Origin of the sequence: Mesorhizobium sp. M0306, assembly GCF_040321655.1 — a bacterium.
Classification (GTDB): Bacteria; Pseudomonadota; Alphaproteobacteria; order Rhizobiales; family Rhizobiaceae; genus Mesorhizobium.
Genome location: NZ_JAMYRY010000008.1, coordinates 155,080 through 167,390, shown reverse-complemented (window position 1 = coordinate 167,390; position 12,311 = coordinate 155,080). Strand labels below are relative to the sequence as shown.

General features: G+C 62.7%; 11 protein-coding genes. 7 read left to right on the top strand and 4 right to left on the bottom strand.

What is annotated here, in order from left to right:
- Nucleotides 1–16: 16 nt before the first annotated feature.
- The 3 genes from NKI95_RS14745 to NKI95_RS14735 all read right to left on the bottom strand — a co-directional run bounded on the left by NKI95_RS14745 (nt 17) and on the right by NKI95_RS14735 (nt 3,221).
- A complete protein-coding gene (locus NKI95_RS14745; protein WP_352717558.1) occupies nt 17–1,513 on the bottom strand; it encodes a leucyl aminopeptidase in 1,497 nt (498 codons plus the stop codon).
- An 85-nt stretch (nt 1,514–1,598) separates the two neighbouring features.
- On the bottom strand, nt 1,599–1,982 hold the full coding sequence (locus tag NKI95_RS14740) for a VOC family protein (protein ID WP_352717556.1): 384 nt from the start codon (nt 1,980–1,982) through the stop codon (nt 1,599–1,601).
- Nucleotides 1,983–2,054: 72 nt separating this feature from the next.
- Nucleotides 2,055–3,221, bottom strand: a complete 1,167-nt coding sequence (locus NKI95_RS14735; protein WP_352717554.1) for a flavin-containing monooxygenase — start codon at nt 3,219–3,221, stop codon at nt 2,055–2,057.
- A 354-nt stretch (nt 3,222–3,575) separates the two neighbouring features.
- On the opposite strand from NKI95_RS14735, the gene lptF reads away from it, so the two are divergent.
- The 7 genes from lptF (at nt 3,576) to NKI95_RS14700 (ending at nt 11,629) form a co-directional block, all read left to right on the top strand.
- Nucleotides 3,576–4,778, top strand: a complete 1,203-nt coding sequence (lptF, locus tag NKI95_RS14730) for an LPS export ABC transporter permease LptF (RefSeq protein ID WP_292664502.1) — start codon at nt 3,576–3,578, stop codon at nt 4,776–4,778.
- Nucleotides 4,775–5,860, top strand: a complete 1,086-nt coding sequence (gene lptG / locus NKI95_RS14725; RefSeq protein WP_352717676.1) for an LPS export ABC transporter permease LptG — start codon at nt 4,775–4,777, stop codon at nt 5,858–5,860. Before lptF ends, lptG begins: the two co-directional genes overlap by 4 nt.
- A complete protein-coding gene (locus NKI95_RS14720) occupies nt 5,860–8,277 on the top strand; it encodes an LPS-assembly protein LptD (RefSeq protein ID WP_352717553.1) in 2,418 nt (805 codons plus the stop codon). The genes lptG and NKI95_RS14720 overlap by 1 nt, the downstream gene beginning before the upstream one ends.
- A gap of 117 nt (nt 8,278–8,394) precedes the next feature.
- Nucleotides 8,395–9,321, top strand: coding sequence for a peptidylprolyl isomerase (locus tag NKI95_RS14715; RefSeq protein WP_352717551.1), 927 nt, complete (start codon nt 8,395–8,397; stop codon nt 9,319–9,321).
- 12 nt (nt 9,322–9,333) lie between these two features.
- Nucleotides 9,334–10,353, top strand: coding sequence for a 4-hydroxythreonine-4-phosphate dehydrogenase PdxA (gene pdxA, locus NKI95_RS14710; protein ID WP_352717549.1), 1,020 nt, complete (start codon nt 9,334–9,336; stop codon nt 10,351–10,353).
- 69 nt (nt 10,354–10,422) lie between these two features.
- Nucleotides 10,423–11,262 carry a 16S rRNA (adenine(1518)-N(6)/adenine(1519)-N(6))-dimethyltransferase RsmA gene (gene rsmA, locus NKI95_RS14705; RefSeq protein WP_352717547.1) on the top strand — a complete coding sequence of 280 codons (840 nt, stop codon included), beginning with the start codon at nt 10,423–10,425 and terminating at the stop codon, nt 11,260–11,262.
- Nucleotides 11,263–11,335: 73 nt separating this feature from the next.
- Nucleotides 11,336–11,629 (top strand): DUF1330 domain-containing protein, encoded by a 294-nt coding sequence (locus tag NKI95_RS14700; RefSeq protein ID WP_352717546.1) that lies wholly within the window; start codon nt 11,336–11,338, stop codon nt 11,627–11,629.
- Here the strand turns inward: NKI95_RS14700 and gmk are convergent, their stop codons facing one another.
- Nucleotides 11,630–12,286 (bottom strand): guanylate kinase, encoded by a 657-nt coding sequence (gene gmk / locus NKI95_RS14695; protein WP_352717545.1) that lies wholly within the window; start codon nt 12,284–12,286, stop codon nt 11,630–11,632.
- Nucleotides 12,287–12,311: the final 25 nt, after the last annotated feature.

Sequence of the window (12,311 nt, the reverse complement as noted above, 5' to 3'; positions counted from 1 at the left end):
AGTCCGCCCCAGCCGCTCATTGCTCGTAATGATCGCGCACCAGCCGGTCGAGCAGCCTGACGCCGAAGCCGGAAGCCCATGACTGGTTGATCTCGTTGGAGGGCGCGCCCATCGCGGTGCCGGCAATGTCGAGATGCGCCCAGGGCGTGTCCTTGACGAAGCGCTGCAGGAACTGCGCGGCGATGATGGCGCCGCCATGGCGGCCGCCGATGTTCTTCATGTCAGCATTTTTGGAATCGATCAGCTTGTCGTATTCGGCGCCAAGCGGCATGCGCCATACCCGCTCCTGCGTCGCCTGTCCGGCCGCCGTCAGCCGGTCCGCCAACTCGTCATTGTTGGAGAACAGGCCGGCATAATGCTGGCCGAGCGCGACCATGATGGCGCCGGTCAGCGTCGCCAGATTGATCATGAATTTCGGCTGGAAGCGGTCGTTGCAGTACCACAGCGCATCGGCCAGCACCAGGCGGCCCTCGGCGTCGGTATTGAGCACTTCGATGGTCTGGCCCGACATCGAGGTGACGATGTCGCCCGGTCGCTGAGCGTGGCCGTCGACGGCGTTTTCGACCAGCCCGACAATGCCGACGACACTGACCTTCGCCTTGCGCGCGGCCAGCGCGTGCATCAGCCCGGTGACGGCAGCAGCGCCGCCCATGTCGCCCTTCATGTCCTCCATGCCCGAGGCCGGCTTGATCGAATTGCCGCCGGTGTCGAAGGTGACGCCCTTGCCGACGAAGGCGACCGGGCTTTCCTTGGCCTTGCCGCCGTCCCACCGCATGACCGCGATGCGGGCGCCACGCGGCGAACCCTGCGCTACGCCCAGCAGCGAACCCATGCCGAGCTTCTTCATCTCCTTCTCGGCCAGGATCTCGACCGTGACGCCGAGCGCCTCCAGTTCGGCGATCCGGGCGGCGAATTCCACCGGTCCCAAAACATTGGCCGGTTCATTGACCAAATCGCGCGCCAGCAAGACGCCGTCGATCACCGCCGCTTCATCGGCGAAGGCCTTCTTTGCAACTGCCGGATCGGCGGTGTGAATAGTCACCTTGACCGGCTTTTTTGGCTCGCGCTTGTCGTCACCATTGTTCTTTTTGGTCTTGTACTTGTCGAAGGAATAGCTGCGCAGCAGGATGCCCGCTGCAAGCTGAACGGCTTGCCTGCCGCTGACGGCCGCACCGGGAAGATCGAGCACGACGGCCACTTCGGTTGCCTTGCGAAAAGACGCGGCAATCGTGCCGCCGAGCTTCAGCCAACCGTAATCATCGAGATTGGAGCCCTTGCCGGCACCGACCGCCACCAGCCGCTCCAGCGATGTCCCTTCCGGTGCCAGCACTTCGACCAGGCTAGCGAATTTGCCGGTGAAGTCGGCGACCGGAAAAGCCCGATCGAGGGTCTTTGCCGGATCGCAAGCCCTGGCGGCATCGCTGAGGCCGCCCTCGTCGGCCACCAGAACGAAAACGCTGCCCTTTTTGGGCGCGGCGAATTTGGCGAAGGCGATCGAGGGTCTCGAATTCATGATGTCCTGCTTTCGGGAAGTGCGTTGGATTATCGCGGGAGGCGTTCGATTGGGCAGATCGGACCGAAGGTGCCGTGTTGTTGCGTCAGTGACCGGCGGGTTGAAACAGCTCGATGACATTGCCCGATGGGTCTTCGAGCAGGGTCTGGGAACCGCCGACGCCCGTTATGATATCGTTGCGAAAGACAAGTCCAGCACTCTTGAGGTGCGCAACCTCTTCTTTCAGGTCCGGAACCACCAGCAGGATGCGGTTCCAGCCTCCCGGAACCGGCTGCCGTCCATCCGGCATCGCCCGTGCACCCGAACTGCCGGGTCCGCTTAGAAGGAGCCGTAAAGCGCCGCGTGTGACGGAAGCAAAAGCCGGTCGCGCGTCCTGTTCGACGGCGAAGCCAAAATGTCCACAGTAGAAGTCGATCGAGGCGGCGACATCATCGACCATGTAGCGAATGCTGACTGGCGTCATGATCATTGACCTTTCGGTTCGAGCACGTTTCAACAGGCGTGTCTATTGCGGGCGGAACAGTCGGCACAGTCCTGCTCATCATCGCTGCTTGACAATCCGCGCCGCTATCGCCCTGGCCTGAATGCGGGCATTGGCGAAACAACCGCGAATGCTCGGCCGCATGCCGGCAAACCACAGGCCGGGCAATTTCGGATCGGCATCGCCGCCGTTGAAAAGCGGAACGCCCTTGCCGTCGAGAACGCCGAGCTTGCCGACCATCTGCTCCAGACCGGTGCGATAGCCGGTCGCTGCAATGACGATGTCGGGCGTGATCAACCTGCCGTCATTCAGTATGATGCCGTCTTGGGTAAATTCCCGCAATGGTGGCACCACCACGATCGTGCCTGCCTTGATGGCGCGAACCGCGCCGTCATCGGCTGCGATCGCGGTGTAGTCGGCGCTCAGACGGCTCGCACCGCCTATGGGAGCCGGCGGAAGCCCAAATTTCGTCAGGTCGCCGAAAACCAGGCGCTGGGTTGTCGCCATCACCGCATCGGCAATCCGCATCGGCAAACGCGCCATGACAGGCGAAAGCCTGTGGACGGCGATCTTGCCGATGCGTTTCGGCAGCAGCGACGGGCCGTTGCGGGCCGACAGCCAGATGCTTTGGGCGTCTGCATTCGCAAGATGATTGAGTGCGTCGAACCCCGAATTGCCGGCACCGACCACCAGCACCTTTTTGCCGGCATAGTCCTTCGCCTTGCCAAAATCGGCCGAATGGATAATTCGGCCGGCAAAATCGTTCATGCCTTTCCACGCGGGAATAAACGGCTGCCGGTCGCGTCCGGTGGCGACGACGACATGGCGCGCCAGACGACGTCCGGTGTTCGTCCGCACGGTCCAGTGATCGCCATCGAACGTGATCTCTTCAACGGCAACGCCGAATGCGATCGGCAGACCATGCGCCTGGCTGAAATCGTTCAGATGGCGAATGACGGCCGATTTGTGCGGAAAGGCCGGGGTGCCTGCGGGATAGCCGACGCCGGGCAGCGTCGAGAGATCGCGATGTGTATTGAGGTGCAGCCGCTGGTGCCGCCGATGCCAGGGTTCGGCAAGCCGGCTCTCCTTTTCTAGGACGAGCGTCGGTACGCCGGCCTTCACCAAGGCGTGGGCGGCGGCAAGGCCGGCCGCGCCGGCGCCGACCACGATCGCGCCGTCAAAGACGGTTTCCCGACCGGTTTGACTGCACAATTTTTCCGCTTCCATGCTGGGGCTCAACAGATCCTGACCCGTCTTATCACGCCGCGGCGGTCGCGACCGGCGCGACATTTGGTCGTTTTGCCGCATTTGACAAGACTTTGGCCGAAATCGCTCCCATATGCGATATCGAACCATCTACGATTCGTCGCGGCACGGCCCCGCTTCCCGCCGCAACCTGTTGTTAACCAACAATGTTCGCCCTTTCTTATCCATTGCCGCCGACACTCCGGCCCAGCGGAATTTGCGATACGGGACAGAACCCAGATCGAACCGCCAAACTGAGCCAGTTGTGCAGCCGGCGCCGGACGACTACCTTGTTCCAAGGCATGATGCCGTTCGAAATCGCCGAGAAAAGCCTTCATGAAGGTCGTTGAACGTTACATCATGCGCCGTGCTTTCGCGGTATTCGCGCTGGCGCTCGTCTGGACGCTAGCGATCGTCTGGACGACTCAGGTGCTCGCCCGCATCGACCTCGTCACCGATAGCGGTCAGTCGGCCCTCACCTTCTTCGAAGTCGCAGCGCTGATCATCCCGACGATTGTTCCGATCGTCGTGCCGTTCGCCCTGGTGGTCGCGGTCGCTCAGATACTCAGTGTGATGAATTCGGATTCGGAGCTCGCCGTCATCAATGCCGCCGGCGCTTCACGCTGGACCATCGTCAGGCCGATCATGCTTCTGGCGCTCGCAGCCAGCGTTTTTTCGTTCGCCGTCGACAATGGCGTCGACCCTTACGCACGCCAGAAGAACCGCGAGTTGATTGCGTCGTCGCGTGCCGATCTGTTGTCGTTGATCATCCAGGAAGGCACCTTCCGCAAGATCGATGACGGCCTGTTCCTGCAGGTTGGTGAACGGCTTCCCGACAATCGCCTCGGCGGCATCTTCGTCGCCGATTCGCGCGAAGAAGGCGTCAATCTCGTCTATTACGCCAAGACCGGCAGCATCATCGAACGCGGCGACGAGAAGGTGCTGATGATGAATGACGGCGTCATCCATCGCAAAACCATGACCGGCGACCTCTCAGTGATCCGGTTCACCTCCTATGCCTTCGACCTGTCCGCTTTCATGTCGGCCTCATCTGACATCCTGCTTTTGCCGAAGGACCGGACGACCCAGTATCTGCTCAATCCCAGTCCGAACGACAAGCTGTACCAGCAAAAGCCGAACAGGTACCTGGCCGAGCTCAACCAGCGTTTTTCCGAGTGGTCCTATTCGCTCGTCTTCGCGCTGATCGCGCTTGCGGTCGCCGGAGATGCGCGCTCGCATCGCGAGGCGCGTGTGCACCCGCTGATCACGGCAATCGCGATCGCGCTGTTCGTGCGCTGGCTCGGGTTCTTTGCCGCTGGCAAGGCCGACAAGGTGCCGCAATATGCCTATATGGTCTACGGCGTCCCGATCGTGGCATCGGCGATCGCCATCTGGTTCATTGTTTCCAACCGGACCATGGAACTGCCGGTTGCCTGGGCCGATTGGATAACCAATCTTGCCGGCCGCTTCAGTGACGGCTGGAGCGCCATCAAGCTCCGTTTTGCCAGGCGTGGCGCATCCGGACAGGGGGCCGGCTGATGGGCTGGACTCTGGGTCGGTACTTCTTCTTTCGCTATGTGACGATCACCATCTGGTTCTTCATCGGCCTCTTGGCGCTGGTGTTCCTGATCGATTTCACCGAGCTTTCCGGCCGCACGACCGGCGTGCCGGGCTTCACCTACGCAACTGCGTTCGCCATTTCGGGACTCAGGATGCCGATGATCATGCTGCAGACGGTGCCGTTCGTCGGCCTGTTCTCGGCGATGGCGACGTTGGTGTCGCTCAACCGCAAATATGAATTGGTCATCGCCCGTTCCGCCGGCGTCTCCGCATGGCAATTCCTGCTGCCATGCTGCATCGGGGCGCTGCTGTTTGGAGCCTTGTCGGTCGGCGTCATCAATCCGATAGCCGCGCACGCCTATTCCTGGTCCGAGGAGATCGAGACCCAGCTCCGTTCGGGCAAGTCGAACAGCGTCTCGGCCGATGCCGCGCCCTGGATCAGGCAGAAAACCAACGCCGGCGACACCATCATCGGCGCGCGCGCCATTCTCAACCAAGGCCTGGAGATGGCCGACGCGGTCTTCTTCAGCTTCAGCCCGCAAGGCGACATCATCGAGCGCAAGGATGCGGCGCGCGCCTTTTTGCGGGACGGCTACTGGGAATTGCAGGACGTCAAGGTGTTCCGGGACGGCACCATCCAGTCGTTACCCAGCGATCGGCTGCCGACCAATCTCAAGCCGGAATTCGTGCAAGAGCGGTTGGCGCGCCCTGAGACCATTCCCTTCTACGATCTGCCCGGCAAGATCGAGGTGGCCCGCTCCTTCGGCCTCAAGGCAAATGCCTTCGCCATGCAATTCAATTCCCTGATTGCGCTGCCTTTCCTGCTTGTCGCGATGACGCTGATTGCGGCAACGGTATCAATGCGATTTGCGAGGATGGGGCCGTCGGCAACGATGATTCTGGGTGGCATCGCGGCCGGCTTTCTGCTTTATGTCGTTTCGGTGCTGGTCAAGGCATTCGGCGTAGCGGGATTCGTACCCACTGCCGTAGCGGCTTGGGTCCCGGTTGTCGTGGCTATGTTCTTCGGGGTGACATTCCTGCTATACAAGGAAGACGGCTAGTGAGGGAGGCGGTTTTGCGCAGCCATAGGCACGCCGGTTTGGCACGCCTCTCTGCGGCGAGCGCCTTGGCATGCCTGCTTGCCAGCGTCGCCCCGGTTGCTCCGGCTTTTGCCCAGGACGTCAGTGACCTAGCGACGAAGGTTCCGAGCGGCACGCAGATGCTGCTGGCAGCCGATACGCTGGTCTACGACAACGACAAGCAGACCGTGACGGCCGTCGGCGGCGTCCAGATCGACTATGGCGGCAACCGTCTCGTCGCCCAGCGGGTCGAATACAACCGCAATACCAAACGCCTCGTCGCCAGCGGCAATGTCGAGCTCGTCAATAGCGACGGCACCAAGATCTATTCGCAGCATGCTGACATCACCGACGATTTCGCGGACGGCTTCGTCAACGCGTTGCGTGTCGAGACCATAGACAAGGCGTATTTCGCCGCCGAAAGCGCGGAGCGCATGGGCGGCGTGCTGACGACGTTCCACAATGGCGTCTACACCGCCTGCGAGCCGTGCGAGGACAAGCCCGACAAAGCGCCGACCTGGCGTATCAAGGCCAGGAAGATCATCTGGAACGGCGAGAAGAAGACGGTTCGCTTCGAGAACTCGAATTTCGAGTTCTTCGGCTTTCCGCTGGCCTATCTGCCGGCTTTCGAGATCGCCGACCCAACGGTCAAGCGCAAGAGCGGCTTCCTGATCCCCGGCGTCGCCTACAAGAGCGATCTCGGCGTCGGTGTTAAAGTCCCTTATTATTTCGCGCTCTCGCCTACCTACGATCTCACTGTCACCGGCAGCGGCTATACCAAGCAAGGTTTCCTCGGTGAGGCCGAGTGGCGGCAGCGCTTCAACAACGGTCAGTACAGCCTGAAGATTGCGGGCATCCGGCAGGAGAACCCCGACGCCTTCATCGACGACAATGGCCACAACGTGAATTCGGGTACCGAAGGCGACCCGAACAGGTTCCGCGGCATGATGGGCACCCAGGGCCAGTTCGCCATCAACCCGCGCTGGGACTTCGGCTGGGACATCCTGCTGCAGAGCGACAAGAATTTCGCGCGCACTTACGACATCGATGGCTTCAACGATAGCGTGCACCGCTCCGAGGTGTACCTGACGGGGCTCAACGATCGCAATTACTTCGATGTGCGCGCCATGCACTTCGACGTTCAGGAAGACACGCTCGCCAGCGATCCGACCGCACGCGCCGCCAAGCAGCCCTGGGTGCTGCCCTCGCTCGACTACGCCTATATCCCCGACATGCCGGTGGCCGGCGGGCAGCTGTCGTTCGACGTCAACGCGCGGGTCATTGACCGCGACAGGCTCGATACGGCTCTTGCAAATTCGGGCATCCCTTCGTCGGTCAACAACGTCCGCGGCATCGACGGTCAATCCGGCCGCCTTACCGCGGAAGCCGAATGGAAGCGCACCTTCACCACCGATGGCGGGCTGCTGCTGACACCGCTCCTGGCGCTGCGCGGCGACGCGGGCTACGTCAACGCCTCCTCGGCCTCGCTCGACGCCATCAACCAGATGGCGACAAATCTGGGCGTCGAGGACGATATGCGTTCATCGCTTGCTCGCTACATGGCGACCGCCGGCCTTGAGATGCGCTGGCCGGTGCTGTTCTCGATGACCAGTTCCAGCCATGTCTTCGAACCGATGGCGCAAGTATTCATGCGTCCGAACGAGCAATATGTCGGCGGGCTGGCGGTTCCCAACGAGGACGCCCAGAGCTTCGTCTTCGACGCCACGACGCTGTTCGAGCGCGACAAATTCTCGGGCTATGACCGCATGGAAGGCGGCACACGGGCCAATGTCGGGCTGCGCTATTCCGGCGCATACGACAATGGCTGGGGCACCAATGCGGTGTTCGGCCAGTCCTACCAGCTCGGCGGCCAGAACTCGTTCGGCACGCCGGACCTGGTCAATGTCGGCGCCTATTCGGGCCTTGAAACTGCAACCTCCGACTATGTCGGCCTTGTCGGCTTCAACAGTCCCAGCGGGTTTTCCGGCTCGGTCAGTGGCCGTTTCGACGAGCAAAGCTTCGAGATCCGCCGCGCTGAGGTAAAGGCCGCCTTTTCAGGCCTGCCTATATCGCTGAGCGCCAAATACGCCTTCATCCAGGCGCAGCCGCTCTATGGCTTCTCGACCGATCGCCATGAGGTTACGCTCGGCGCCTCGACACATCTTGCTGAGAATTGGCGCGTCTTTGGCACCGGCACGTACGATCTCGAGCAGAGCGTTCTGGTCAAGGACGGGGTCGGCTTTGCCTATAGTGATTCGTGCTTTACCTATTTGATGACGTTTTCGGAAAGACGTGACCTGAACACCAAGGAAGTATCGCAGAACGTCGGCTTCAACCTGTCGTTCCGCACGCTCGGCGATTTCGGCTCGTCGCAACGCTCCATCGACACCATTCAATAACGGGCAGCGGTAGGCAAAGGGGCGGCTGGCGGACGACATTGTTTCGCCGCATAGAGCAGGCACGAATTTCGGCGGCCTGAACTGGGATAGGTTGGGCCGAATCGGGATGGAATTGGGATGCTTTCGATGAGGAAATACCTCTTTTCGGCAGGGTTCGCGCTGCTGGTGGCGTTCTCGATCACCGCAGTGACGCGGCCAGTTTTCGCCACCGAGATCAAATACGTCGTCAACAATATACCGATCACCACCGGCGACATCCAGCATCGGGCCGCTTTCCTGCGCCTGCAGCACAGAAAGGGCGATGCCGGCCAGGAAATGATCGACCAGACGCTGCGTCTGGCCGAAGCCCGGCGGCTCGGCATCCGCATCAGCGACGCGCAGGTCGATGCCGCTTATCAGCGTTTCGCCACCAGCAACAAGATGCCGCTCAAGCAGCTTGACGGCGCCATGGCGCAATCCGGCGTCACCAAGGAGCATTTCAAGGACTTTATCCGGGCGCAGATGGCCTGGAACCAGGCGCTGACCGCGCGTCACCGTTCTAGCGACGGCGGCGGCGCCATGAGCGAGCAGGACCTCGTCAAGCGCATGCTCGAAAAAGGCGGCAGCAAACCGAGCGCCACAGAGTACATGCTGCAGCAGGTCATCTTCGTGGTGCCGGCCGCCGAGCGAAGCGCGACGCTGGCCAAGCGCAAACGCGAAGCCGACGCCATGCGCGCCCGCTTCAACGGCTGCAACACCACACGCGAATTCGCCAAGGGCCTGATCGATGTCACCGTTCGCGATCTCGGCCGGGTGCTGGCACCGCAATTGCCGGCGGACTGGGCCGAGCAGATAAAGGCTACAAAGGTCGGCGGCGCCACCACGACGCGCGAAACCGACCGCGGTGTCGAATTCATCGGCATCTGCTCGTCGCGCGAAGTGTCAGACGACAAAGCCGCGCAGATGGTGTTCCAGAGTGAAGGTTCGAGCGACAAGAACGCCGACGAACTCTCGAAGAAATATGTCGAGGAGTTGCGGAAGAAAGCCCGCATCATCGAGCGCTGAAGTCGAAGCGCCGTGCCTGACGTAGAGCTTCCGCTGGCGTTGAGCGTCGGCGATCCGTCCGGCGTGGGGCCGGACATCGCCATCGCCGCTTGGCAGGCCCGCGATAGCGCTGGCGTTCCGTCTTTTTATCTCCTTGCCGATCCGGCACTGATTGCCGCGCGGGCGCACAGGCTCGGCACCAATATCGCGATTGCCGAGACGACGCCGGCGCTAGCGCCGGGGGTGTTCTCGCGCACGCTGCCGGTGGTGGCGCTTGCTGCCCGTTTCGTCGACAGTCCCGGCCGCCCGGATCCGGCCAACGCCGCCGGCATCATCGAGGCGATCGACCGCGCCGTTGCCGACTGCCTAGCTGGCCGCGCTGCCGCGGTTGTCACCTGCCCCATTGCCAAGAAGCCGCTCTACGATGCCGGCTTTCGCTTTCCCGGCCACACCGAATATCTGGCGCATCTGGCATCGCTTCACACCGGCACCGAAGTGACGCCGGTGATGCTGCTTGCCGGCCCGGACCTGCGCACCGTGCCGGTCACCATCCACATCGCACTGGCCGAGGTGCCGAAGGCGCTGACGACCGACCTCATCGTCGCCACCGGCCGCATCACCGCCGCCGACCTTGCAAACCGCTTCGGAATTGCCAAGCCGCGGCTCGCCATTGCCGGGCTCAACCCGCATGCCGGCGAAGGCGGCGCGATGGGCACCGAAGACGAGCGGATCGTACGCCCGGCGATCGACAGGCTGAGGCAGGAAGGGATCGACGCCTTCGGGCCATTGCCGGCCGACACGCTGTTTCATGCTCGCGCCCGCGCCGGCTACGACGTGGCGCTCTGCATGTATCACGACCAGGCGCTTATCCCGGCCAAGGCGCTGGCGTTTGACGAGGCGGTCAACGTCACGCTCGGCCTGCCCTTCGTCCGCACCTCGCCCGACCACGGCACCGCCTTCGACATCGCCGGCAAGGGCATCGCCCGTGCCGACAGCCTGATTGCGGCGCTGAAACTCGCTCGCCTGCTTGCCGATACCGGGAAAAGGCCGTAGGCCCCCTGGGCCAATGAGCCCAATTCGATGGCGTTAACCCGATGAGCCCAGCCCGATGAGCCCAGCCCGATGAGCATAGACGGCCTGCCGCCACTGCGCGAGGTGATCGAGCGCCACGGGCTGCAGGCGAAAAAGGCGCTCGGCCAGAATTTTCTGCTCGACCTTAACCTGACAAGCAAGATTGCGCGAACCGCCGGCGACCTGAGCGACGTTACGGTTATCGAGGTCGGTCCCGGCCCGGGCGGGCTGACCCGGGCCCTGCTCCTCAACGGCGCCCGGCGGGTCGTCGCGATCGAGCGCGACGAGCGCTGCCTGGCGGCCTTGGCCGAGATCGCGAACCACTATCCGGGTCGGCTCGAGATCGTGGCCGGCGATGCGCTGAAAACTGATTTTGCGGCGCTTGCCAAAGGAGTGCCGGGAAGCGGCGGGTTGGCGAAAATCGTCGCCAACCTGCCTTACAATATCGGCACCGAATTGCTGATCCGCTGGCTGACCGTCACCGAGTGGCCGCCTTTCTACACATCGATGACACTGATGTTCCAGCGCGAGGTTGCCGAACGCATTGCAGCCAGCCCCGGCAGCGAGGCCTATGGCCGGCTCGGCGTGCTGGCAGGCTGGCGGACGGAGGCGAGGATTGCCTTCGATGTGCCGCCGCAGGCGTTCACGCCGCCACCCAAGGTGACGTCCTCGGTGGTGCATCTGGTGCCGCGCACCAGCCCCTTGCCGGCAGAGGTGAAACGGCTCAGCCGCGTCACCGAAGCGGCGTTCGGCCAGCGCCGGAAAATGCTGCGGCAGAGCGTGAAAAGCCTCGGAGGCGAGGCACTGCTCACCCGCGCCGGCATCGATCCGACCAGGCGTGCGGAGACGCTCAGCGTCGAGGAATTCGTTCGCCTGACCAACGCGGTGTGATGCCGGGACGCTTCCGCGTGGAATTTCCGCTCTCTGGCATAGATAGCCGGACAAACCTGCCCGGAGACAAACAATGGCCGCCTATGTCATTTCCGACGTCACGATCCGCGACGCGGAGGCTATCGAAGCCTATCGCGCCCGCGCAGCTGCCTCCATCGCCCAGCATGGCGGGCGCTATCTGGTACGCGGCGGCGAGGTGGAAATGTTGGAAGGCGACTGGTCTCCCGGGCCGCTGATCATCGTCGAATTCCCCGACATGGACACGGCGCGGCGTTGGTACCGCTCCCCAGAATATGCCGCGGCGCTGGAACTGCGCGATGCCGCGCTCAGCCGCAATCTGATCCTGGTCGAGGGAACAGCGCCTTGATCACTCCGTCTTTTCGTCGAGCAGCCCCGAGACGAAATCGAACAGGCCCGGCCGGCGATCGCGTCTGAGCCGTTCGGCCGTGACGATGCCGCGCACCTCGGCGAAAGCGCGGTCGAGATCGTCGTTGACGATGACGAAATCATATTCCTTCCAGTGCTCGATCTCGTTGCGGGCGTTCTTGAGCCGCGTCTCGATCACCGCTTCCTGGTCCTCGGCGCGACGCTTGAGCCGCGCCTTCAATTCCTTCATCGATGGCGGCAGGATGAAGATCGAGACGATGTCGGCGCGCATCTTCTCCTTGAGCTGCTGAGCGCCTTGCCAGTCGATGTCGAAGAGCATGTCGCGGCCTTCGGCCAGCGCCTGTTCGGCCGGTTCGCGCGGCGTCGCGTAGCAATTGCCGTGCACCTCGGCCCATTCGAGCAGCGCATCGGAATCGCGCAGCCGCTCGAACTCGCGCATGGTGCGGAAGTGGTAATGGACGCCCTCGATCTCGCTGCCGCGGCGTGGCCGCGTGGTGACCGAGACGGACAATTCCAGGCTGGAATCGCTCTCCAGCAGGTTGCGGGCGATCGTCGACTTGCCGGCGCCTGACGGCGACGACAAGACCAGCATCAGCCCGCGGCGTCGAATGCGGGAACCCAAATCCCTAGCGGTCATGGGGCTTGGCAGTCATGTGGCTTGG

What these genes read in the sequence shown, in the direction of transcription:
- NKI95_RS14745 (WP_352717558.1), bottom strand. Translation starts at nt 1,513, where the DNA reads ATGAATTCGAGACCCTCGATCGCCTTCGCCAAATTCGCCGCGCCCAAA.
- NKI95_RS14740 (WP_352717556.1), bottom strand. Translation starts at nt 1,982, where the DNA reads ATGATCATGACGCCAGTCAGCATTCGCTACATGGTCGATGATGTCGCC.
- NKI95_RS14735 (WP_352717554.1), bottom strand. Translation starts at nt 3,221, where the DNA reads ATGGAAGCGGAAAAATTGTGCAGTCAAACCGGTCGGGAAACCGTCTTT.
- lptF (WP_292664502.1), top strand. Translation starts at nt 3,576, where the DNA reads ATGAAGGTCGTTGAACGTTACATCATGCGCCGTGCTTTCGCGGTATTC.
- NKI95_RS14715 (WP_352717551.1), top strand. Translation starts at nt 8,395, where the DNA reads ATGCTTTCGATGAGGAAATACCTCTTTTCGGCAGGGTTCGCGCTGCTG.
- rsmA (WP_352717547.1), top strand. Translation starts at nt 10,423, where the DNA reads ATGAGCATAGACGGCCTGCCGCCACTGCGCGAGGTGATCGAGCGCCAC.
- NKI95_RS14700 (WP_352717546.1), top strand. Translation starts at nt 11,336, where the DNA reads ATGGCCGCCTATGTCATTTCCGACGTCACGATCCGCGACGCGGAGGCT.
- gmk (WP_352717545.1), bottom strand. Translation starts at nt 12,286, where the DNA reads ATGACCGCTAGGGATTTGGGTTCCCGCATTCGACGCCGCGGGCTGATG.